The sequence below is a fragment of the Streptomyces sp. PSU-S4-23 genome (genome assembly GCF_055632315.1).
Map to the genome: position 1 here is coordinate 1,389,006 of NZ_JBVMUU010000002.1, position 21,218 is coordinate 1,410,223.

The 21,218-nt window shown below is 73.4% G+C and carries 19 protein-coding genes; 10 read left to right on the forward strand and 9 right to left on the reverse strand.

All coding sequences use genetic code 11. The annotated features are described in order from the left end of the window. The first annotated feature begins 409 nt into the window (after nucleotides 1-409). The 6 genes from ACZ79I_RS07165 (at nucleotide 410) to ACZ79I_RS07190 (ending at nucleotide 7,924) form a co-directional block, all read left to right on the forward strand. On the forward strand, nucleotides 410-1,198 hold the full coding sequence (locus ACZ79I_RS07165; protein ID WP_471495203.1) for an MIP/aquaporin family protein: 789 nt from the start codon (nucleotides 410-412) through the stop codon (nucleotides 1,196-1,198). 85 nt (nucleotides 1,199-1,283) lie between these two features. Beyond that, nucleotides 1,284-2,822, forward strand: a complete 1,539-nt coding sequence (gene glpK, locus ACZ79I_RS07170) for a glycerol kinase GlpK (protein WP_471495205.1) — start codon at nucleotides 1,284-1,286, stop codon at nucleotides 2,820-2,822. A gap of 6 nt (nucleotides 2,823-2,828) precedes the next feature. Beyond that, the gene (locus ACZ79I_RS07175) at nucleotides 2,829-4,436 is read left to right on the forward strand and encodes a glycerol-3-phosphate dehydrogenase/oxidase (protein ID WP_471495207.1); all 1,608 of its coding nucleotides are present in this window, start codon (nucleotides 2,829-2,831) and stop codon (nucleotides 4,434-4,436) included. Nucleotides 4,437-4,596: 160 nt separating this feature from the next. After that, nucleotides 4,597-5,418, forward strand: a complete 822-nt coding sequence (locus tag ACZ79I_RS07180; RefSeq protein ID WP_471495209.1) for a nucleoside phosphorylase — start codon at nucleotides 4,597-4,599, stop codon at nucleotides 5,416-5,418. Then, nucleotides 5,415-6,746 carry an amidohydrolase gene (locus tag ACZ79I_RS07185; protein WP_471495211.1) on the forward strand — a complete coding sequence of 444 codons (1,332 nt, stop codon included), beginning with the start codon at nucleotides 5,415-5,417 and terminating at the stop codon, nucleotides 6,744-6,746. The genes ACZ79I_RS07180 and ACZ79I_RS07185 overlap by 4 nt, the downstream gene beginning before the upstream one ends. 203 nt (nucleotides 6,747-6,949) lie before the next feature. Beyond that, complete coding sequence (locus ACZ79I_RS07190; RefSeq protein WP_471495213.1) at nucleotides 6,950-7,924, forward strand: PAC2 family protein; 975 nt, start codon at nucleotides 6,950-6,952, stop codon at nucleotides 7,922-7,924. Nucleotides 7,925-8,110: 186 nt separating this feature from the next. On the opposite strand, the gene mshC is transcribed toward ACZ79I_RS07190, so the two are convergent. The 4 genes from mshC to ACZ79I_RS07210 all read right to left on the reverse strand — a co-directional run bounded on the left by mshC (nucleotide 8,111) and on the right by ACZ79I_RS07210 (nucleotide 12,045). After that, nucleotides 8,111-9,340: a cysteine--1-D-myo-inosityl 2-amino-2-deoxy-alpha-D-glucopyranoside ligase gene (mshC, locus tag ACZ79I_RS07195; RefSeq protein WP_471495215.1), complete on the reverse strand. Its 1,230-nt coding sequence runs from the start codon at nucleotides 9,338-9,340 to the stop codon at nucleotides 8,111-8,113. A gap of 537 nt (nucleotides 9,341-9,877) precedes the next feature. Next, nucleotides 9,878-10,696 (reverse strand): SCO1664 family protein, encoded by an 819-nt coding sequence (locus ACZ79I_RS07200; protein WP_471495217.1) that lies wholly within the window; start codon nucleotides 10,694-10,696, stop codon nucleotides 9,878-9,880. Continuing rightward, nucleotides 10,660-11,250: a DUF3090 domain-containing protein gene (locus tag ACZ79I_RS07205; RefSeq protein ID WP_471495219.1), complete on the reverse strand. Its 591-nt coding sequence runs from the start codon at nucleotides 11,248-11,250 to the stop codon at nucleotides 10,660-10,662. The genes ACZ79I_RS07200 and ACZ79I_RS07205 overlap by 37 nt, the downstream gene beginning before the upstream one ends. Before the next feature lie 108 nt (nucleotides 11,251-11,358). Then, nucleotides 11,359-12,045 carry a histidine phosphatase family protein gene (locus ACZ79I_RS07210; RefSeq protein ID WP_471495221.1) on the reverse strand — a complete coding sequence of 229 codons (687 nt, stop codon included), beginning with the start codon at nucleotides 12,043-12,045 and terminating at the stop codon, nucleotides 11,359-11,361. A gap of 104 nt (nucleotides 12,046-12,149) precedes the next feature. Between ACZ79I_RS07210 and corA the strand changes: the two genes are divergently transcribed. Next, nucleotides 12,150-13,148, forward strand: a complete 999-nt coding sequence (gene corA, locus ACZ79I_RS07215) for a magnesium/cobalt transporter CorA (protein ID WP_471495223.1) — start codon at nucleotides 12,150-12,152, stop codon at nucleotides 13,146-13,148. A 75-nt stretch (nucleotides 13,149-13,223) separates the two neighbouring features. On the opposite strand, the gene ACZ79I_RS07220 is transcribed toward corA, so the two are convergent. After that, the gene (locus ACZ79I_RS07220; RefSeq protein ID WP_471495225.1) at nucleotides 13,224-14,012 is read right to left on the reverse strand and encodes a ferritin-like domain-containing protein; all 789 of its coding nucleotides are present in this window, start codon (nucleotides 14,010-14,012) and stop codon (nucleotides 13,224-13,226) included. Between the two features lie 213 nt (nucleotides 14,013-14,225). Beyond that, the gene (locus ACZ79I_RS07225) at nucleotides 14,226-15,281 is read right to left on the reverse strand and encodes an LLM class F420-dependent oxidoreductase (protein WP_471495227.1); all 1,056 of its coding nucleotides are present in this window, start codon (nucleotides 15,279-15,281) and stop codon (nucleotides 14,226-14,228) included. A gap of 159 nt (nucleotides 15,282-15,440) precedes the next feature. Between ACZ79I_RS07225 and ACZ79I_RS07230 the strand changes: the two genes are divergently transcribed. Continuing rightward, nucleotides 15,441-16,424 carry an aldo/keto reductase gene (locus ACZ79I_RS07230; RefSeq protein ID WP_471495229.1) on the forward strand — a complete coding sequence of 328 codons (984 nt, stop codon included), beginning with the start codon at nucleotides 15,441-15,443 and terminating at the stop codon, nucleotides 16,422-16,424. Then, nucleotides 16,421-18,736, forward strand: a complete 2,316-nt coding sequence (locus ACZ79I_RS07235) for a helix-hairpin-helix domain-containing protein (protein WP_471495231.1) — start codon at nucleotides 16,421-16,423, stop codon at nucleotides 18,734-18,736. Before ACZ79I_RS07230 ends, ACZ79I_RS07235 begins: the two co-directional genes overlap by 4 nt. Nucleotides 18,737-18,846: 110 nt before the next feature. On the opposite strand, the gene ACZ79I_RS07240 is transcribed toward ACZ79I_RS07235, so the two are convergent. After that, entirely contained in the window at nucleotides 18,847-19,551 is a 705-nt protein-coding gene (locus tag ACZ79I_RS07240) for a hypothetical protein (RefSeq protein WP_471495233.1), read from the reverse strand. A 47-nt stretch (nucleotides 19,552-19,598) separates the two neighbouring features. Here ACZ79I_RS07240 and ACZ79I_RS07245 point away from each other — a divergent pair, with 47 nt between their 5' ends. Continuing rightward, nucleotides 19,599-19,787, forward strand: coding sequence for a DUF5703 family protein (locus ACZ79I_RS07245; RefSeq protein WP_030053310.1), 189 nt, complete (start codon nucleotides 19,599-19,601; stop codon nucleotides 19,785-19,787). Nucleotides 19,788-19,918: 131 nt separating this feature from the next. On the opposite strand, the gene ACZ79I_RS07250 is transcribed toward ACZ79I_RS07245, so the two are convergent. Both ACZ79I_RS07250 and chpH read right to left on the reverse strand, forming a co-directional pair. Beyond that, the gene (locus ACZ79I_RS07250) at nucleotides 19,919-20,713 is read right to left on the reverse strand and encodes a chaplin (protein ID WP_471495235.1); all 795 of its coding nucleotides are present in this window, start codon (nucleotides 20,711-20,713) and stop codon (nucleotides 19,919-19,921) included. A 187-nt stretch (nucleotides 20,714-20,900) separates the two neighbouring features. Next, nucleotides 20,901-21,134, reverse strand: coding sequence for a chaplin ChpH (gene chpH / locus ACZ79I_RS07255; RefSeq protein WP_054239358.1), 234 nt, complete (start codon nucleotides 21,132-21,134; stop codon nucleotides 20,901-20,903). Nucleotides 21,135-21,218 lie beyond the last annotated feature (84 nt).

Here is a 21,218-nt window from a genome sequence, read left to right on the forward strand (position 1 = left end):
ACGGCGGCGAAGGCCCGCACGGCGGCGAGGGCCGGCACGGCGGCGAAGGCGGCACGGCGGCGAAGGCGGCACGGCAGCGCACTGGGGCGCACTGCGGCGCACCGGCCCTTGCGCCTGCCCGCGGACGGATGCCGAACCCCGTCCGGCGCGGCCGGGCACCGGGCCGCGCAGGGATCGATGACCTGCGGCGATCAGTAACGATCGCGCATTCGAGAACACGACTCTTGACGACCCGGCGAACAGGAGGCAAGACTCCCGTCCATCGGTCGGCATTGTCGAACACCTACCGGCAATACACGCTAGAGTGTGGCAACGCCAAGGGCCGGCATCGCTCTCACCCCCGAGGGCGCGGACCACCGGAGGTACCCGGGGTTCGCCTTCCCCTGGACGAAGGACAAAGGAGTCGCGGGTGTCCAGCTCCGACATCTTCATCGGCGAGACCATCGGTACCGCCATACTCATCCTGCTCGGCGGCGGAGTCTGCGCCGCTGTGACGCTGAAGGCCTCCAAGGCCCGTAACGCCGGCTGGCTCGCCATCACTTTCGGGTGGGGCTTCGCAGTCCTCACGGCGGTCTACACCTCGGCGCCGCTGTCCGGCGCGCACCTCAACCCCGCCGTGACGCTGGCGCTGGCCATCAAGGACAGCGACTGGAGCAACGTCCCGGTCTACTGGGCCGGGCAGCTGCTCGGCGCCATGATCGGTGCGACCCTCGTCTGGGTCGCCTACTACGGCCAGTTCCACGCCCACCTCACCGACAGAGAGATCGTCGGCGGCCCGGGGGCGCAGGACACCAAGGCCGTCGAGGCGCAGGAGGCCCAGGCCGGCCCCGTGCTCGGCATCTTCTCCACCGGTCCGGAGATCCGGAACGCGGCGATGAACCTCGCCACGGAGATCATCGGCACCGTCGTGCTGGTGCTCGCGGTGCTCACCCAGGGCCTCAACGACAAGGGCAACGGCCTGGGCATCCTGGGCGCACTGGTCACCGCGCTCGTGGTGGTCGGGATCGGCCTCTCCCTGGGCGGCCCGACGGGATACGCCATCAACCCGGCTCGCGACCTCGGCCCACGCCTTGTGCACGCCCTTCTCCCGCTGCCCAACAAGGGCGGTTCCGACTGGGGCTACGCCTGGGTTCCGGTGGTCGGTCCACTGATCGGCGGTGCGGTCGCCGCGGGCATTTACAACGTCGCCTTTGCTTGAGAACAGTGAACTTTCCCAGGCACCGCCCGTCATCGCCGCGCCGTAAAGACCGCCTCTCTTATCCATGGAACCTCAGGAGCACACCGTGACCGACGCACACACCGCCGGCCCGTTCATCGCCGCCATCGACCAGGGCACGACGTCCTCGCGCTGCATCGTCTTCGACCGGGACGGCCGCATCGTGTCCGTCGACCAGAAGGAGCACGAGCAGATCTTCCTCAAGCCGGGCTGGGTCGAGCACGACGCGACCGAGATCTGGACCAACGTCCAGGAGGTCGTCGCCGGGGCCATCGAGAAGGGCGGCATCACCCGGGACGACATCAAGGCCATCGGCATCACCAACCAGCGCGAGACCACCGTGCTGTGGGACAAGAACACCGGTGAGCCCGTCCACAACGCGCTCGTCTGGCAGGACACCCGCACCGACTCCCTGTGCAAGGAGCTCGGCCGCAACGTGGGCCAGGACCGCTTCCGCCGCGAGACCGGCCTGCCGCTGGCCTCGTACTTCTCCGGTCCGAAGGCCCGCTGGCTGCTGGACAACGTCGAGGGCCTGCGGGAGCGCGCCGAGGCCGGCGACATCCTCTTCGGCACCATGGACACCTGGGTCATCTGGAACCTGACCGGAGGTGTCGACGGCGGCCACCACGTCACGGACGTGACCAACGCCTCCCGCACCCTGCTGATGAACCTGCACACGATGCAGTGGGACGACAAGATCTGCGAGTCGGTCGGCGTGCCGATGCGGATCCTGCCGGAGATCCGCTCCTCCGCCGAGATCTACGGCGAGATCACCGGCGGGCGGCTCGGCGAGCTGCTCGGCGGCATCCCGGTCGCCTCGGCGCTCGGTGACCAGCAGGCGGCCCTGTTCGGTCAGACGTGCTTCTCCGAGGGCGAGACCAAGTCCACCTACGGCACCGGCACCTTCATGGTGATGAACACCGGTGACAAGATCATCAACTCCTACTCGGGCCTGCTGACCACGGTCGGGTACCAGATCGGCGACCAGAAGCCGGTCTACGCCCTGGAGGGCTCGATCGCCGTCACCGGCTCCCTCGTGCAGTGGATGCGCGACCAGATGGGCCTGATCTCCACCGCCGCCGAGATCGAGACCCTCGCGCTGTCGGTCGAGGACAACGGTGGCGCCTACTTCGTGCCCGCCTTCTCCGGCCTGTTCGCCCCGTACTGGCGCTCCGACGCCCGCGGTGTGATCGCCGGCCTGACCCGGTACGTCACCAAGGCGCACCTCGCGCGCGCCGTACTGGAGGCCACCGCCTGGCAGACGCGTGAGATCGCCGACGCCATGACCAAGGACTCGGGCGTCGAGCTGGCGACGCTCAAGGTCGACGGGGGCATGACCTCCAACAACCTGCTGATGCAGACGCTCGCCGACGTCCTGGACGCGCCGGTGGTGCGCCCGATGGTCGCCGAGACGACCTGCCTCGGCGCCGCCTACGCCGCCGGGCTCGCCGTCGGTTTCTGGACCACCACCGACGATCTGCGTGCCAACTGGCGCCGGGCCGCCGAGTGGACGCCCCACATGGACGCGGAGACCCGCGACCGTGAGTACAAGAACTGGCTCAAGGCCGTCGAGCGGACCATGGGCTGGATCGAGCACGAGGAGTAATCACAGATGACCACCCTGCAGAGTGTCCCGGCTCTGGGGACGCACCCGGCCTACGGCTCCCACCCGAGCCGCGCCGAGACCCGGGAGCAGTTGTCCAGGGCGACATACGACCTCCTGGTGATCGGCGGCGGGATCCTGGGCATCTCCACGGCGTGGCACGCCGCGCAGTCGGGCCTGCGGGTGGCGCTGGTGGACGCCGGCGACTTCGCCGGCGCCACCTCCTCCGCCTCCTCCAAGCTCCTCCACGGCGGGTTGCGCTATCTGCAGACCGGCGCGGTGAGGCTGGTGGCGGAGAACCACTTCGAGCGCCGTGCGGTCTCCCGCCAGGTGGCCCCCCACCTGGCGAACCCGCTCACGTTCTACCTCCCCGTGTACAAGGGCGGGCCGCACGGCGCCGCGAAGCTCGGGGCGGGCGTCTTCGCCTACTCCGCGCTGTCGGCGTTCGGTGACGGCGTCGGCCACCTGCTCTCCCCCGCCAGGGCGCGGCAGGACGTGCCGGAGCTGCGCACCGAGAACCTGAAGGCCGTGGCCGTCTACGGCGACGACCAGATGAACGACGCGCGCATGGCGCTGATGACGGTCCGCGCGGCCGTCGACGCGGGAGCCGTCGTCCTCAACCACGCCGAGGTGACCGGTCTGCGCTTCACCCGCGGCCGGGTCACCGGTGCCGAGCTGAGGGACCGGCTCTCCGGTGACGAGTTCGGCGTCGAGGCGCGCCTGGTGCTCAACGCGACCGGCCCGTGGGTCGATCACCTGCGCAGGATGGAGGACCCGAACGCGGCGCCGTCCATACGGCTGTCCAAGGGTGTGCACCTGGTGCTCAGGCGCACCTCCCCCTGGAAGGCGGCGCTGGCGACGCCGATCGACAAGTACCGCATCACCTTCGCCCTCCCCTGGGAGGACATGCTGCTGCTCGGCACGACCGACGAGGAGTACGAGGGCGAGCCCGCCGAGGTCGCGGTGGGCGACAAGGACATCGCGCAGATCCTCGACGAGGCCGCCTTCTCCGTCCGCGACCAGCAGCTGCGGCGTGACCTGATCACCTATGCCTTCGCCGGCCTGCGGGTGCTGCCGGGCGGGCCCAGTGACACCGCGAAGGCCAGGCGCGAGACCGTCGTCACCGAGGGCAGGGGCGGCATGCTGTCCGTCGCGGGCGGCAAGTGGACCACCTTCCGGCACATCGGCCGCACCGTCATGCGGAAGCTGGAGTCGCTGCCGGGCCGTCCGCTCGGCGACGACTTCGAGCCGATCTCCACGCTGCCGAAGAGGCTGCCGCTGCCGGGCATCGCCAATCCGCGCGCGGTCGCCCACCGGCTGGTGGTCGACGGTCCTGCGCCCGGCCCGCGCATGGCTCCGGACACGGCCAAGCACCTGGCCACCCACTACGGTTCGCTGGCCTTCGACATCGCACGGCTGGCCAACGAGAGCCCGGAGCTGGGCGGGCGGATCCACCCCGACGCCCCGGAGATCTGGGCGCAGGTCGTCTACGCCCGCGACCACGAGTGGGCCGAGACGGCGGACGACGTGCTGCGCCGCCGCACCACCCTGACGATCCGCGGCCTGGCCACGGACGAGGTGCGCGGCAAGGTGCAGGACCTGCTCGACAAGAGGTAGGCCCCGCGGGCGGAAAGGGGCGGCTTCCGACGGCGGAGGCCGCCCCTTCCGGGTGCGCGGGGCCCGGCTGCGTACGGTGTCGGTGGGACCGGTCCGCCGCGGGTTCCGCGCCGGACCGGCCAGCCGCCCCGGTCGCCGCCCCCACCGCTGGAGTCGCCTCATGCCGCAGCACCTGTCGCCCGTCACGCGCGTCCCCCGCACCGGACTGCCCCCGCACGCCGTCGTCGTCGGCGACCCGGCGCGCGCGGCGGACGTCGCCGCGCTGCTCGACGGCGCCGCGGAGGTCTCCTACCACCGCGAGTACCGGGTGTTCGGGGGGAGTTGGCGGGGCGTGCCGGTGACGGTCGCCTCGCACGGGGTGGGCGCGCCGGGTGCCGTCCTGCTCTTCCGGGAGCTGGCGGACGCGGGGGTCCACACGTTCCTGCGGCTCGGCACGGCGGGCGCGATGCGGCCGGGGATCGGCGACGGCGAGCTGGTGATCGCGGAGGCGGCCGTGCGCGACGACGGGGTGACGCAGCAGCTGCTGCCGCCCGAGTACCCGGCGGTGTCCGCGCCCGAGGCGGTCTTCGCGCTGCTGCGCGCCGCCCGTGCGGCGGACGTGCCGCACCACCGCGGGTTCGTGTGGACCCGGGCGGCCTTCCAGCCCGGGCTGATCCCGCTGAACGCGTACGACCGGGCGGGCCTGGCGGCGATCGAGATGGAGCTGTCCGCGCTGCTGGTGACCGCTTCGCTGCGCGGACTCGTCGCGGGCGGGGTACTCGTCGTGGACGGTGTCAACGCCGACGAACTCGTCGACGAGGGGGCGTCCTTCTCGACGGGTGGCTACGACCCGCACCGCGAGGTCGTCGCCCGGGGCGTGGAGCGCGGCGCGCTCGTCGCGCTGGAGGCGTTGCGGCTGCTGGCCGAGGAGTGTCCGGCCGAGCGCGCGCACCACCCGGGGAGCGCACCACACGGGCGGGCGTCAGGAGGGAACGCATCATGAGTGAGCGCGTCGACCTGCTGGTGCACGGCGGCGACGTCCTGACGGTCGACGACGCCGGAACCCTCGTGCGGGAGGGCGCCGTCGCGGTCCGCGACGGGACGATCGTCGAGGTGGGCGGGGCCGGGGAGCTACGGGCGCGGTACGCGGCGGACACGGCCGTCGACGCCGGGGGGTGCCTGGTCCTGCCGGGGCTCGTCAACGCGCACACCCATCTGGCGATGACGCTGCTGCGCGGCCGCGCCGACGACGTCACGCTGCAGGGCTTCCTGGAACGCGTGCTGCGCTGGGAGGCCGAACTGCTGTCGCCCGGGACCGTGGGCGCGGCGGTGCGGGTCGCGGTCGCCGAGAGCGTACGGGCCGGAGTGACATCGGCGCTCGACATGTACTGGTTCCATGAGGCCGCCGAGCGGGTCGCGCGGGAGGCGGGCTGGCGGCTGCTGACCGGGCCCACCTTCATGGACGTTCCGGACTCCCCCGACGGCAGGGCCTACGGGGACCGCATGGCGTGGGCACGCCGGGATCTGGCGGGGCGGACCGGGGCCCGGGAGGGGACCCGGCCGGTGCTCTTCGCGCACTCGGCCTACACCCTCGCCCCGGAGCAGCTCACCGGGATCGCCGCGCTGGCGCGGGAGTCCGGGGCGCTGCTGCACCTCCACGCCGCTGAGAACGCGACCGAGGTCGCCACCGTCGAGGTGCGGTACGGCAAGCGTCCGGTGGAACTGCTCGACTCGCTCGGCCTGCTGGGCCCCGATGTGCTGCTCGCGCACGCCGTGGACCTCACCGGACGGGAGATCGCGGCGCTGGCCCGCACGGGCACGTCGGTGGCCCACTGCCCGGTGTCCAACCTCAAGCTGGGCTGCGGGATCGCGCCGGTGCCGCGGCTGCTGGGCGCGGGGGTGACCGTCGCCCTCGGCACGGACGGGGCGGTCAGCTCCAACACGCTGGACGTGCTGGGCGCGGTCCGGCAGGCGGCGCTGGTGCACAAGGCGGACGGCGATCCCACGGCCGTCGGCGCCGAGCAGGCGGTGCGGATGGCGACGGCGGAGGGGGCCCGCGCGCTCGGGCTCGGCGACCGGCTGGGCTCGCTGGAGGCGGGCAAGCGGGCCGATCTGATCGTGCTGGAGCTGGGCCGGCCGCATCTGCGTCCCCGGCACGATGTGTGGTCCACGCTCGCGTACGCGGCGCAGTCCGCGGACGTGCGGGACACGGTCGTGGACGGGCGGGTCCTGATGCGGAACCGGGTGCTGACGACGCTCGACGAGGAGGCGGCGCTGGCGGATCTGGAGGCGTTGGCCCCTTCCCCCGTCCAGCCTGGCGGACGTCCGTGACGCGCTTCGTGGCCGGCGCCTGACCGACCGGCGGGCGGGGACCGTGGTCGACGCGGGCGGCCCGGGGCGACGATCATGGGTGTTCAACGGCCCTGCACGGGGCAGTCATCCGTTCACTCCCCCGTGCAAGGGGGCTGCGGGCGCCCCCGCCGCACGCCGTAAGGTTGGGACGTAGGCGAGGGCACGTCGGAAGGAGGCACTGGGTGATCGAGCTCGAGGGGGTTCCCGAGCTGATCGACCCGGTCATGGTGGCCGCGTTCGAGGGCTGGAACGATGCCGGCGACGCCGCCTCCACCGCGGTCGCGCATCTGGACAGGGAGTGGAAGGGCGAGGTGTTCGCGGCGCTGGACGCCGAGGACTACTACGACTTCCAGGTGAACCGCCCCACCGTGTTCATGGAGGCCGGGGTCCGCAAGATCACCTGGCCGACGACCCGGCTCTCGGTGGTCCGCGTGGGCGGCGAGAAGCCCCGCGATCTGGTACTGATCCGCGGTATCGAACCGTCGATGCGCTGGCGCTCGTTCTGCAACGAGCTGCTGGGCTTCGCGCACGAGCTGGGCGTGGAACTGGTGGTGATCCTGGGCGCCCTGCTCGGCGACACCCCGCACACGCGTCCGGTTCCCATCAGCGGGACCACGTCCGATCCGGACCTGGCCCGCCGGATGGACCTGGAGGAGACCAAGTACGAGGGCCCCACGGGCATCGTGGGCGTCCTGCAGGAGGCGTGCACGCACGCGGGAGTCCCGGCGGTCTCGCTGTGGGCGGCGGTCCCGCACTATGTGTCGCAGCCGCCGAACCCGAAGGCCACGCTGGCCCTTCTGAACCGGCTGGAGGACCTCCTGGACCTGCGCATCCCGCTGGGCGAGCTGCCGGAGGACGCGCGTGCCTGGCAGGTCGGGGTGGACCAGCTCGCGGCCGAGGACAGTGAGGTCGCCGAGTACGTGCAGACGCTGGAGGAGGCCCGCGACACGGCCGAGCTGCCGGAGGCGTCGGGCGAGGCGATCGCCCGGGAGTTCGAGCGCTATCTGCGGCGGCGGGACGTCAGCCCGCCGGGCGGCCACGCCACGGCGGAGGGCGGCGAGGGCGGCTCGTACCGGCGGGACAACCCGAGCGGGCGTACGCGGCCGCCGAAGCCGCCCCGGCCGGGTGGCGAGGACGAGGACTCGCCGGAGGACTGACAGGGCGGTGCGCACCGGCGCACCGCCCTCGTCATGCCGCCCTCCCCTGCGCACCGGCGGCGATCACGGTGTTCTCCGTGTCCGGTGCGGGGCGTCGTCGTGAACCGCGAACGGCGCCGTGCCGGGTGCGGGCCTGCCCGGCGGCGCCGGCGGCGGCATCCGCCCGCCGGCACCGCTCGCCGTGCTTCAGAGGGCCACGCCGAGCAGGGCGTCCACGGCACGGGACACGAGGCCGGGCGCGGCCGTGTCCGTACCGCCGCTCTCCTGCTGGAGTGCCGCCCAGCGGTCGACCGCGGCGAGCGCCGTGGGCGCGTCCAGGTCGTTCGCGAGGGCGTCGCGGATCTCCTCGACGACGGAGTCCGCGGGCGGGCCGTCGGGCCTGGAGACGGCGGAGCGCCAGCGGTCGAGGCGCGCCACCGCGTCCCTCAGCACCCGGTCGGTCCACTCCCAGTCGGACCGGTAGTGGTGGGCGAGCAGCGCGAGCCGGATGGCGGACGGGTCGACGCCGTCGCGCCGGAGCCGGGAGACGAAGACGAGGTTGCCCTTGGACTTGGACATCTTCTCGCCGTCCAGAGCGACCATGCCGGCGTGCACGTACGCCTTGGCCATCGGGTACTCGCCGGTCAGCACCTGGGCGTGCGAGGCGCCCATCTCGTGGTGCGGGAAGGCGAGGTCGGAGCCGCCGCCCTGGACGTCGAAGCCCATGCCCAGGTGGTCGAGCGCGATGGCCACGCACTCGATGTGCCAGCCGGGCCTGCCCCGGCCGAGCGAACCGCCGTCCCAGCTGGGCTCGCCCGCGCGGGCGGCCATCCAGAGCATCGGGTCGAGCGGGTTCTTCTTGCCCGGGCGGTCCGGGTCGCCGCCGCGCTCGGCGGACAGCAGCCGCATGGTGGCGGCGTCCAGGTGGGACACCGAGCCGAAGTGCGGGTCGCACTCCACGGAGAAGTAGATGTCGCCGTCGAGTTCGTACGCGGCGCCCGCGTCCCGCAGCCGTTCGATCAGCGGGACGATGCCGGGTATCGCCTCCACGGCGCCGATGTAGTGCTTCGGGGGCAGCATCCGCAGGGCGGTCATGTCCTCGCGGAACAGGGCGGTCTCCCGCTCGGCGAGGGCCACCCAGTCGACGTCGTCGCGCTGCGCGCGCTCCAGGAGGGGGTCGTCGACGTCGGTGACGTTCTGGACGTAGTGCACCTGCCGCTTCGTGTCGAGCCACACGCGCTGGACGAGGTCGAACGCGTTGTAGGTCGCCGCGTGACCCATGTGGGTCGCGTCGTACGGGGTGATGCCGCAGACGTAGATGCGGGCGACGGGACCGGGGCGGAGGGTGACGGGGCCACCGGTCGCGGTGTCGTGGATCCTCAGGTCGCGGCCCTGACCGGGCAGGGCGGGGACCTCGGAAGCGGGCCAGGCATGCATGTCATGAGCGTAACCGGCGGAAGGTTCCGGCTACGAACCGGACCGGACCGGATGGCCGGGACGGTGTCGCGCGCGGAGCCGGGACGGTGTCGCGCGCAGAACCGGAACCCGCGGCTGCGGCTGCGGCGCGGCATCCCGTGACCGGCCCCCGGCCCCGCCACGCCCGGACCGCGACCGCGCCACCGAGCCCGGGACCCGGACCGCGTCCACGCCACCGCCCCGGACCGCATCCACCACCCGGACCCGGACCGCGACCACGCCACCAACCAGGCCGCGACCACCATCCCAGGCCGGGACCGCTGGCACGCACGCCCACCGCGCCACACCCGCACCGCGACCACGCCCGCCGAGCCACGCCCGACCGCGAGCGCGCATGCCACGCCCACCGCGCCCGCACCCGCACCCGCACCCGCACCCGCACCCGCGCCCGCACCGCGACTGTCACCCCAGGCCGGGACCGTGAGCGCGCCCACCGCGCCACACCCGCACCCGCACCGCCGTGCCGCGGCCGGGACCGTGCCGGAGCGCGGTCTCAGGTCACACCGGCGGCCAGGGGATCGCCGGCCACTCCCCGCCGGGCTCCGGATGCTTCCCGGACGCCAGCAGCGCCTCCACCCGGGCGAGCGTGGCGGCGACCTCCGCGGCCGTGATCAGCTCGGCCAGCCGGCCGGCCAGCGCCCCGCCGGCCTGCAGCCCGGCCTTCAAGGCGCCCAGCACCTCGGTCGCCTCGCGGGTCAGGGGCTCCCCGGCCCAGCCCCACAGCAGCGTGCGCAGCTTGTTCTCGCTGTTGAAGGTGACCCCGTGGTCGATGCCGTACAGCCGTCCCTCACCGTCGGGCAGCAGATGGCCGCCCTTGCGGTCGGCGTTGTTGATGACCGCGTCGAGGACGGCGAGCCGGCGCAGCCGCTCGTCGTCGGCGTGCACGAGCAGCGCGGTCCTGCCTCCGCCGACGTCGGCGAGGCCGATCGCCTTCCAGCCCTCCCCCGGCTCGTCGCCGTCCACGAGGGCGAGCAGCTCGGCTTCGGGCCGCTCCTCGATCCACAGCTGGCACATGCCCCGCCCGTACGGCCCGTCGCGCAGCACGGTGGGCGGCACGAGGCCCCAGCCGGTCGCCTCGGACACCTCGTACGCGGCGACCTCGCGCTGGGCCAGCGTGCCGTCCGGGAAGTCCCACAGGGGCCGCTCCCCGGCCACGGGCTTGTAGACGCAGGCCGCCTCCCGGCCGTCGTAGGCGACCGTGCAGTACAGCGCGGCGTTGGACGCCTCACGGATGCGTCCGCGCACGGTCAGCTCGCCCTCGGCGAGCAGTTCGGCCGTGGTCAGGCTCCGCGGCGGTATCCGTTCTGGCGCGGACATACGTGTCCTTCCGGGTCGAGCGGGAGGCTGCACAGGGGGCAGGGCGGCCGGCCCGCGTTGACGACGTCGAGTGCGCGCTTGGCGAAGGCCCTCGCCTGGGCGCCGGTGAGCCGGACCCGGAGCATCGGGGGACCGTTCTCCTCGTCCTGCAGCAGCCGCTCCTCGGCCTCGGCGAGGTCCTCCTCGGAGTCGGCTTCCAGTTCCACGAGGGCCTGGGCCTCGACGATCATGCGCTGTTCCTCGCCGTCCCAGGCCAGGGCCATGGTGCCGACGCGGAACTCTTCCTCGATGGGGGTGTCCAGGGGAGCCGAGTCGGCGACCTCCGTGGGGGCCATGGCGGGGACGGCCGCGCTGCCGCCGCTACGGCGTACGACCTCGTCGAGAAGCTCGTCCATGCGCTCGGCGAGCGCCGCGACCTGGGTCTTCTCCAGGGCCACACTCGTCACCCGGGGCCCGGCCGACGCCTGCAGGAAGAAGGTACGGCGCCCGGGCAGCCCGACCGTGCCGGCCACGAAGCGGTCCGGGGGGTCATAGAGGAACACCTGACGGGACACGTCCTGTCTCCATTGGATCGGGATCGGGACCGGCGACCGCGCCGGTCCGCCTGGGTTGCTGACAACTGCTGCGCTGGTTCGACCGCTTCACCCTACTGCGGCCGACGATCACGGTGCGCCCGCGCCGCCGCCGACCGTGGCGTCGGAACCGGGGGGTTCCTCACGCGGCACGAGGGACGCAAAATCGCCGGTGTCACCGAGGCGGACCAGAAACGGCCGCAGCCGGGTGTAACGGATCGCCGTGATGGAACACGGTTCGACGGAGATCCGCTGGAAGAGGTCGAGATGAAGTCCGAGAGCGTCCGCGACGAGGGACTTGATGACGTCGCCGTGGGAGCACATGAGGTACACGGCGTCGGCGCCGTGATCGCGTTCCACGCGCGCGTTCCACTCCCGCACCGCCTCCGCGGCCCGGGTCTGCATGGCCCGCATCGACTCTCCGCCGGGGAACGCGGCCGCCGACGGGTACGCCTGCACCACCTCCATCAGGGGCTCGTCCTTCAGCTCCGCGAGCTTGCGGCCGGACCAGTCGCCGTAGTGGCACTCACCGATCCGCTCATCGGCGTGGGCGCGCAGTCCGGGCCGGGCGTCCAGCAGCGGCTGCACGGTCTCCCGGCAGCGCTGCAGGGGGCTGGTGACCACCTCGGCGAGGGGCACCTCGGCCAGGCGTCCCGGCAGGGCCGCGGCCTGGGCCGCGCCGCGCTCGTCGAGGGCGACGCCGGGGGTCCAGCCGGCGAGCAGTCCTGCGGTGTTGGCGGTGGAGCGTCCGTGCCGGACGAGGATCAACGTGGGCATGCCGCCCAGCCTAAGGGGACGCCCCGCGCCCCGGGCAGGGCGAGCGGACGCGTGAGGGACCCCCTCGGTGCGCCCGTGTCGAGCGGGACCGGAGAATACCTGTCATGATCATCGACTGCGCCATCTACCGCGACGGCCGCCGGACCGGGGGCCCCGAGGACCTCTCCGACGCCCTGGAGGAGGCGCGCGGCGCGGAGGACGCGTTCTTGTGGATCGGCCTGTACGAGCCGACGGCGAACGAGTTCGACATGGTCACCGAGGAGTTCGGGCTGCATCCGCTGGCGGTCGAGGACGCCCTGAAGGCCCACCAGCGGCCCAAGCTCGAGGTGTACGAGGACTCGCTGTTCGTGGTGTTCAAGCCGGTGTCGTACGAGCCGCGCAGCGACACCGTCTCCACCGGCGAGCTGATGCTGTTCCTCGGCGACTCGTTCGTGGTCACGGTGCGCCACGGTCAGGACATGCCGCTCGCGTCCGTCCGCCGCCATCTGGAGGAGCAGCCGGAGATGCTGCGGCACGGGCCGACGGGGGTGCTGTACTCGATCGCGGACTGGGTCGTCGACCACTACCTGGACGTGGCCACCGAGTTGGGGACCGACCTGGAGGAGCTGGAGGCGGACGTCTTCTCGCCCACGGGCGGCGACTCACGGCACACGGCCTCGCGGATCTACACGTTCAAGCGGCAGGTCCTGGAGTTCCGGCGGGCGACGGTCCCGCTGGCGCCGCCGCTGGCCCGGCTGGCCGGTCAGGGGGCGTTCGGCGCGACGGTGCCGTTCGTGCAGGAGAAGTCGCGGCCCTTCTTCCGGGACGTCAGCGACCATCTGACCCGGGTGAACGAGTCCGTGGAGGGCCTGGACCGGCTGGTGTCCGACATCCTCTCGGCGCATCTGGCGCAGATGAGCGTCCGGCAGAACGACGACATGCGGAAGATCTCGGCGTGGGCGGCGATGGCCGCGGTCCCCACGATGATCGCGGGGATCTACGGCATGAACTTCGACCACATGCCGGAGCTGCGCTGGGTCTGGGCGTACCCGGCGGTGATCCTGGTGTTGGGGGTGCTGGAGGTCCTGCTGTACCGGCTGTTCAAGCGGCGGGGCTGGCTCTAGGAGCGCGCGCCGCGCCGTCCGGGCGGACGGTGACCGCCGTGACGCGCCGCACGCGCGCGTGCCGCCCGCCGGCGGCTATGCGGCGTCCGACGCGGTGGTCGCGCGGCCGCCCAGGGCGTCGCGCCGTTCCGGCATCCTCAGCGAGACCATGCGGCGCCAGCCGCCGGCGCGCTCGTACGCGTACAGCGCGTGGATGCCGGCCGTCAGCAGCGCCGTCTTGGCCCTCGGCCAGCGCAGGATGCGCCCCATGCGGGCCGTCACCGCGAGGCCGACGTCCCGGTGGACGCGGATCTCGGCCAGAGCGCACTCGCGCAGGGTCCGCTGGATGGCGCGGCCGTGTCCGGCGCGCGCGAGGCGCAGCAGTTCCTCGTGGCAGTAGGCGAGGTGGTTGTCCTCGTCGTCCGAGATCATCCTGACCGCCCGTCCCACGTCCGGGTGGGCGCCGAAGTTCCTGCGCAGCAGCCGCATCTGTTCGGCGGCCCGCTGTTCGGTGACCCTGCTGTGGGCGAGGTAGGTGACGATGTCGTGCACGGTCAGCGGCCGGTCGCCCCGCAGCTTCTCGTGGGCGAGCCCGATGCCGTGCTTCTCCAGGAGCATCGTGTAGTCGGTCTCGGGCGGCACCTCGACGGGGTCCAGACCGCGCTTGCTCATCAGGGCCTTGAAGAGCCGCCCGTGTTTGTCCTCGTCTGCGCCATGCCGGGCGATCTTGGGGGCGAGGTCGCGTTCGGCGGCCGGCACGAGCGCGGCGATGCGTGCGTTCTCCCAGCCGCCCTGTGCCTCGCCGCTGGCGGCGATGGAACAGAAGAGCCGGAACGACTCGTCGTTGTCGAAGATCTCCTGGAACACGCTCTTGGCCGAAAGCATCACTGGCAACCTCTCTGCAGGGTCCGCAAAGAACGAGTCAAATGCGGGGTCGGGGAGGCGGCAACAGGAGGGCCCGGCGACTGCGCCGAACGGAGGACGCGGCGGGCCGGGCCGCGGCGTAACCCTCGGCGCGCCGGCGCGTTGTTCCCGGTGACGGCCGTGGCGGGGAAGACTCCCGAGCCCCCACCACGGCCGTGAAGACTCTTCCTCCGGTCAGGCCAGCCCGGCCCGCTCCAGGGCCTCGGTCCCGGCCCGGAGCGCGGTGATCCGCTCCTCCAGGGTGAAGCCGGCGGGTGCCAGCGTGAGGGTGGTGACGCCGGCCGCCGCGTAGGCCTTCATCCGGTCGGCGATGCGGTCCACGGAGCCCAGCAGGGTGGTCCGGTCGATCAGCTCCTGGGGGACCGCGGCCGCGGCGCCCTGCTTGTCGCCGGACAGGTACTTGTCCTGGATCTCGGCGGCGGCCTGCTCGTAGCCCATCCGCCGGGCGAGCTGGTTGTAGAAGTTCTGCTTGCGGCTGCCCATGCCGCCGACGTACAGGGCGGTGTACGGGCGGAAGGTGTCGGCGAGCGCGGCGACGTCCTTGTCCTCGCCGAGCGCGAGCGGGAGCGTGGGGCACACGTCGAAGCCGTCGAGGGTCTTGCCGGCCTTCTCGCGGCCGGCGCGCAGATGCCGGATCGCGGTCTCCTCGAGGTGCTCGGCCGCGGGGAAGATGAGCAGGGCGCCGTCGGCGATCTCGCCGGTCTGCTCCAGGTTCTTCGGGCCGATCGCGGCGATGTAGAGCGGGATGTGCTCGCGCTGGGGGTGCACGGTCAGCTTGATCGGCTTGCCCGGGCCGCCGGGCAGGGGAAGGGTCCAGTGCTCGCCGTCGTACGTCAGCCGCTCGCGCGTCATCGCCTTCCGTACGATCTCGACGTACTCGCGGGTCCGCGCCAGGGGCTTGTCGAACTTGACGCCGTACCAGCCCTCGGAGACCTGCGGTCCGGAGACGCCGAGGCCGAGGCGGAAGCGGCCGCCGGAGAGCGAGTCGAGGGTGGCGGCGGTCATCGCGGTCATCGCGGGCTGACGGGCCGGGATCTGGAAGATGGCCGAGCCGACGTCGATGCGTTCCGTCTGTGCGGCGACCCAGGCCAGCACGGTCGCCGCGTCGGAGCCGTACGCCTCCGCGGCCCAGCACACCGCGTACCCGAGCCGGTCGGCCTCCTGGGCCACGGCCAGGTTGTCCGTGTCCATTCCGGCACCCCAGTAGCCGAGGTTGATCCCGAGCTGCATGGCCGATTCCCCTTACCGATCAGTAACGTCCCTTGTCCGCTGACCTTAGCGCGGCGGCCCGCCCGGCGGGGAGAGCGGATCCACGAGTGGCGGGCCTGGGAAGACCGGTTGTCCACAGCCTCCCCCCGCCACGAGTTCCGGCCAGTAATGTCGGCGTTCATGGAGCAGAGGCATCTCGGCCGTACCGGCCTTCGTGTGTCCCGGATCGGTCTCGGCACCCTGACGTGGGGCCGCGACACGGACGAGCATGACGCCGCGGACCAGTTGAAGGTGTTCTGGGAGGCGGGCGGCACCCTCGTCGACACGGCTGACGTGTACGGGGACGGGGAGGCCGAGTATCTGCTCGGGCGGCTCATGGACGGGCTGGTGCCACGCCGTGACCTGGTCATCTCGACGAAGGCGGGGAGCGTGCCCGACCCCGACCGCCGCTTCGACGGCTCACGCGGCCACCTGCTCGCCGCGCTGGACGCCTCCCTGACCCGCCTGGGCACGGACCACGTCGACCTGTGGCACATCCACGCCTTCGACCCGCACACCCCGCTGGAGGAGACGCTGCAGGCCCTCGACCTGGCGGTCGCCAGCGGCCGCGCGCGGTACGCGGGCGTGTCCAACTTCTGCGGCTGGCAGCTCGCCAAGGCGGCGACATGGCAGTTGGCGGCGCCGGGCACACGGACCCGCATCGCCAGTACGCAGATGGAGTACTCGCTGCTGCAGCGTGGCGTGGAGCGCGAGGTGCTGCCGGCGGCCCTGGACCTGGGGGTCGGGCTGCTGCCGTCCTCCCCGCTGGGCCGGGGCGTGCTGACCGGCAAGTACCGGCAGGCGACGCCGGCCGACTCGCGCGGGGCGTCGGAGCAGCTGGCCCCGTTCGTCGCGCCCTACCTGGACGAGACCGCGAGCAGCATCGTCGACGCGGTGCAGACGGCCGCCGACGGGCTCGCCGCGACGCCGCTCCAGGTGGCGCTCGCGTGGGTCCGCGACCGGCCGGGCGTGGTCGCGCCGATCGTCGGCGCGCGCAACGCACAGCAGCTCACGGCGGCGTTGTCAGTGGAGGCGCTTAGTCTTCCTGACGAGATCTGCCGGGCGCTGGACGACGTGTCGGCCCCGGTGCACCGCTATCCCGATCACGACTGGAGCACGCTGTGACCACCGACCCGGAGACCACGGAGACGGCCCCGCGGCCGGAGCGGCCGGAGGACGGGACCGGGGCGGCCGCCGCGGGCGGCGTCCCCGGCGGCGGCGGGAAGGCGCCGGCCCCCTCCGGGGACGCGAACGCCGCCGGCTCGGGCGCCTCCGGGGACTCGGGCGCCTCCGGGGACTCGGGCGCCTCCGGGGACTCGGGCGCCTCCGGGGACGCGAACGCCTCCGGGGACGCCGGCGAGGCGGCGGGGGCCGGGGAAGGCGGTGCGGCCGTCTCGTCCCAGCTGTCCGAGGCCGAGGCCGAGCTGGCCGCCCAGCGGCTTGAGCGGGAGCGGATCGAGCGGCGCAAGGCGGAGAAGAAGGGGCCGATCGAGGCCGGCGGGAAGCTCAGCGGGAAGGCCGCCGACCTGCTCGCGGCCGTACGGGCCGTGGAGGGCGGTGAGAAGCCGGCGGCGAGCGCCTTCAGCGGGCCGGAGCCCGCCCCGCGCCGGCCCGTCGCGCCGGAGCCCGTGCGACGTGCGCAGCCCCAGGCGCCCCCGGTCCCGGCGGCGGCCCCCGCCGCCGGGACCGTCGCGGCCGTGCGCGCCGTCCTGGCCGAGGGGGGCGCACCCGACGCCCTCGCGCCCCAGGTCGCCGCGGCCCTCGGTGAGGAGGCGGAGGCCCGGCTGCGCGCGGACCCGTGGCTGCTGCTGCGGATCCCGGGGGTGCGGCCGGAGCAGGCCGACACCTTCGCCCGGGCCCTGCTCGGCCCGCAGTGCCGCCCGGACGACGAGCGGCGGGCCCGCGCGGTCACGGTCTGGCTGCTGGAGCAGGCGGCCCTCGCGGGGCACACGGCGCTGGAGGCCCCGGCTCTCAGGGCCGCGCTGTCGCAGCGCTCGGTGCCGGATCCCGACGCGGCGGTGCGGAGCACGATCGCCGAGGGTGAGGCCCTCGTCTTCCAGGACGCCCTGGAGCCCGCCGCGCCGGGTGGCGACGAGGAGGGGGCGGAGGAGGACCGCCCGGTCCGCGTGCTGATCGGCCTGGAGCGGTACGCGCTGGCGGAGGAGAGCCTCGCCGACGGGCTGGCCCGGCTGATCAACTCCGTGGCGAAGGACGACGGTTCGGCGCAGGACTGGGAGCGGGCGGCCCGGTCGGCACACGGCTCCGCGGCTGAGCTGATCCGCGCGGTCGCCGGTCACGGCCTGGTCCTCCACACGGGCGGGGAGGCGTCGCGCGTCGAGCCGGCGGCGCTGCTGTGCGCGGCGCGCGGGCTCGGGGTGCGCGCCTGGGCCGCCACGCACAGCCCGGCCGGCGGCACGCTGTTCGCGGACCTCCTCGGCCGGCTCGGCCTGCCCCGGGTCTCTCCCGGGGAGCCGGCGCCCCCGGCGGTCGCGACGGTGGCGGGCCTGCTGTCCGGTGCGGAGGGTCCGGGCCGGGACGCGGACGGTGCCCTGGACCTCGATCTGCTCATCGTGCTCGACGCACCGCAGCTGGACGTCGAGACGGCGGCCCTGCTCACCGAGTCGCTGCCCGACGGTGCCCGCCTGGTGCTCAGCGGCGATCCGGGCGTGCTGTGGTCGGCCGGTCCCGGGCGGGTGTTCGCCGATGTGCTCGCCGCCCGCGTGTGCCCGCGGATCGCCTCCCGCACCCCCGATCCCGGCCCGATCGGTGAGCTGGTCTCCGCGATCGGCGTGGGCGAGCTTCCGCAGGTCGACGCGCCCGGCAAGGAGGTCGTGATCGTGCCGGTGCGGGACGCCGGGGAGGCGGTGCACCGGACCGTGCAGCTCGTCGCGGATTCGGTGCCGCGCGCCATCGGGGTCCAGCCCGAGGACACCCAGGTGATCACGCCGGGCCATGGCGGCGCGGCGGGCACGCGCGCCCTGAACGCGGCGCTGAAGGACCGGCTCAACCCGGGTCCCGGCCGCTTCGGCGGCTTCGACCCCGGCGACCGGATCGTCTACTCCCCCGCCCCGGGGCGCACGCTGCCGGGCCACGTCGTGAGGGCCGACGCCGAGGGGCTGCACCTGGAGTGCTCCGGTGCCGGCGTCGTCGTACCGAAGGAGCGGGTGGAGCAGTCCGTACGGCACGGATGGGCGCTGACCGCGCACCAGGCCGTGGGACAGCGGTGGCCCGCGGTGGTCGTGGTGCTGCCCGGTGACGCGGCCCAGGCCCTCAGCCGGCCCTGGGTGTACACGGCCTTCGGACGGGCGGTCGGCCATCTGTCCGTGGTGCACGGGGTGGAGCAGGCGCTGCCGCGAGCCGTGGCCGAGGTCCCGGCCAAGCCCAGGACCACCCGCCTGCCCGTGCTGCTCGGGACCCAGGTCCCGGCGTCCGGCTGAGGCACCGGCGCGGCGGACGGCGGTGGCCCGCCACCGGCGCACCGATGACCGCCACCGCCCTGCCCGGCGGCCGGCCACCGCTCTCGGGGGGGGCGGGCCGGCCGGGTCCCTCAGCGGTCCGCGTCCAGTGGCTCCAGGTCCTCGTCGTCGTCCAGCTCTCCGTCGAACTCCGGATCTGCTCCGAGGTCCTCGTCCAGGTCGTCCGCACCCGTCTCCTCGTCGAAGACGGCGCTGACGTCGAAGCGGCAGACGACCCGCTGCGGATCGATCTGCTCGAAGGGGTCCTCCAGCCATTCGCCCGGCTCCGCCGGTTCGTCCGCGGCCATCACCCACAGGGTGGAGTCGCCCTCCTCCAGGCCGAACTCCTTGTGCCGGGAGGCGATCTCGTCCGGTTCGAACTCCCCGAAGAGAACGCCGAGCGCCCCGTGGACCGTGCCGGCCGACGACTCCGGCGCGCTGTCCTCGTCCGCCGCCTCCACGCGCTCCGCCTGTGCCAGCAGCCGCTGCGGTTCCACCACCGCGTAGTCCCGGCGGATCAGCACGCTCAGCGCGTTCGGTTCCTCGGGGCCCGTGTACGGGGGCAGCGACTCCTCCGCTCCGGGGATCTCGAAGGGCGTGACCTCGTCGTAGCGGTCGTAGAGCAGCTCGTCGTACTCCTCGGCCGCCGCGGCCAGCTCGTTGAACGCCTCGTAGACGGCCGGGTCGTCCTCACCCGTCCTGCGCTCGACCGCGGCCAGGTGGCGGTCGAGCGCGGTCTTGACCGCCTCGGCGGCGGCGCGTACCTCGGCAGCGGTGGGCTGCGCAGCATCAGACATAGTGCAGACGCTATCCGTACCGGGCCCCAGCCCGCACAATAGATGCGATGCCGGAATACGAATTTGTCGACGTGTACGTACCGCGCGGGGTCTCCCGCAAGGACGCCACACGTCTGCTGACGGATCATGCCGAGTACGGACACTGGGAGTTGGACCGCCTGAGCCTGCTGCGGGACGGCAGCCGCAAGGTGCGGTTGCGCCGGCGGATCATCCGCCAGGTGCGCGCGACGTGGTGAGCACGGGCCGCTGAGACGGATCGGGCCCCGCGTCGGCGGGGCCCGATCCGTTCCGCACGCCGGCGGGGAAGCGGTGGCGTGCCGGCCCGGCTCATGGGGCGCCCTCGCCGCCCCGGCGGCCTCCGGGGCGGCTACAGGCTCGCGCGCGCCCTGCGGTAGAGCAGCGCACCGCCGAGCAGTGCGCCGGCGCCCGTCGGAACCAGGATCCCGAGCGGCAGGCTGCTCCCGGTGTGGGCGAGCTGGGCGCTGCCCGCGGGCTGGGCGGCGGAGTGCGCCCCGGGCTGGTTGGCGTGGCCGGTGCCACCGCCCGGCTGCTGCGGGGTCCCGGGGTGGGTGGGCAGCCCGGGCTGTCCCGGCTGTCCCGGCTGTCCCGGCTGTCCGGGCGGGGTGCTGCCACCGCCTCCGGGCGGGGTGCTGCCACCGCCGCCCGGAGGCGGCGTCCCGTGCCCGCCACCCGGAGGGGGCGTGCCGGGCGGGGTGGTCGAGTGGCCGCCGCCCGGGGCGTTGGCACAGTCGTTGCCGCCCGCCGCGTTGCCGAGCCCGCCGACGTTGACGGTGTTGCCGCAGACGTTCACCGGCACATCCACCGGCACCTGCACATGGTTGCCGGAGCCGACGCCGGGCGAGTCACTGGTGTGCCCGCCCGCGTGGGCGCCGCTGCCGCCGCCGGTGTGGCTGCCGCCGCCGGTGTTGGCGCAGGTGGTGTTCCACGCCGGGTTGAGCAGCCCGATGACGTTCACGGTGTTGCCGCAGACGTTCACCGGGACGTGCACGGGCGCCTGCACGGTGTTGCCGGACAGCACGCCGGGAGAGCCGGCGGCCGATCCGTTCGCACCCGAGTCGGCGTGCGCGTAGCCGCCGGTGACGGCGAGGACGCCGGTCGCGGCCGCCACGGTCATCAGTCCCTTGCGGGTGACCTGTCGCATTGCTGATTCCCTGCCTTCGACTGTGTCGTGCTGGTCGTGGACCGTCCGGAACGGTCCGGAACGCGTCCGCGCGCTGTGTGCGCGGACGCGGAGGAACCGGTCGGCCCCGGAGCGCATGGCACGCACTCCGGGGCCGGCGGACTCAGACCCTCGTGGGGTGGGGCCCCTCACGGGGTGAAGCGCAACGTCACTTGTTGATGCAGGTGTTGCCGAAGGCGGGGTTCAGCAGCCCGATCACCGAGATCGTGTTGCCGCAGACGTTCACCGGGACGTGCACCGGGACCTGGATGACGTTGCCGGACACGACGCCCGGGGAGTGCACGGCGGCACCCTGGGCACCCGCGTCCGCGACGGCCAGTCCCGCACCGGCGAGAACGAGACCACCGGTGGCAGCCGCGGCAGCGACGACCTTCTTGATCATTCTTCCTCCTTGTTGGCAAAAGCGGTCCAAGCCTCGGACCGCATCACTTGTAACGAGGAGGGAGTAATGAGGCTACGAGCGTAT

What these genes read in the sequence shown, in the direction of transcription:
- ACZ79I_RS07175 (WP_471495207.1), top strand. Translation starts at nt 2,829, where the DNA reads ATGACCACCCTGCAGAGTGTCCCGGCTCTGGGGACGCACCCGGCCTAC.
- ACZ79I_RS07180 (WP_471495209.1), top strand. Translation starts at nt 4,597, where the DNA reads ATGCCGCAGCACCTGTCGCCCGTCACGCGCGTCCCCCGCACCGGACTG.
- ACZ79I_RS07185 (WP_471495211.1), top strand. Translation starts at nt 5,415, where the DNA reads ATGAGTGAGCGCGTCGACCTGCTGGTGCACGGCGGCGACGTCCTGACG.
- mshC (WP_471495215.1), bottom strand. Translation starts at nt 9,340, where the DNA reads ATGCATGCCTGGCCCGCTTCCGAGGTCCCCGCCCTGCCCGGTCAGGGC.
- ACZ79I_RS07200 (WP_471495217.1), bottom strand. Translation starts at nt 10,696, where the DNA reads ATGTCCGCGCCAGAACGGATACCGCCGCGGAGCCTGACCACGGCCGAA.
- ACZ79I_RS07210 (WP_471495221.1), bottom strand. Translation starts at nt 12,045, where the DNA reads ATGCCCACGTTGATCCTCGTCCGGCACGGACGCTCCACCGCCAACACC.
- corA (WP_471495223.1), top strand. Translation starts at nt 12,150, where the DNA reads ATGATCATCGACTGCGCCATCTACCGCGACGGCCGCCGGACCGGGGGC.
- ACZ79I_RS07220 (WP_471495225.1), bottom strand. Translation starts at nt 14,012, where the DNA reads ATGCTTTCGGCCAAGAGCGTGTTCCAGGAGATCTTCGACAACGACGAG.
- ACZ79I_RS07225 (WP_471495227.1), bottom strand. Translation starts at nt 15,281, where the DNA reads ATGCAGCTCGGGATCAACCTCGGCTACTGGGGTGCCGGAATGGACACG.
- ACZ79I_RS07230 (WP_471495229.1), top strand. Translation starts at nt 15,441, where the DNA reads ATGGAGCAGAGGCATCTCGGCCGTACCGGCCTTCGTGTGTCCCGGATC.
- ACZ79I_RS07240 (WP_471495233.1), bottom strand. Translation starts at nt 19,551, where the DNA reads ATGTCTGATGCTGCGCAGCCCACCGCTGCCGAGGTACGCGCCGCCGCC.
- ACZ79I_RS07245 (WP_030053310.1), top strand. Translation starts at nt 19,599, where the DNA reads ATGCCGGAATACGAATTTGTCGACGTGTACGTACCGCGCGGGGTCTCC.
- ACZ79I_RS07250 (WP_471495235.1), bottom strand. Translation starts at nt 20,713, where the DNA reads ATGCGACAGGTCACCCGCAAGGGACTGATGACCGTGGCGGCCGCGACC.
- chpH (WP_054239358.1), bottom strand. Translation starts at nt 21,134, where the DNA reads ATGATCAAGAAGGTCGTCGCTGCCGCGGCTGCCACCGGTGGTCTCGTT.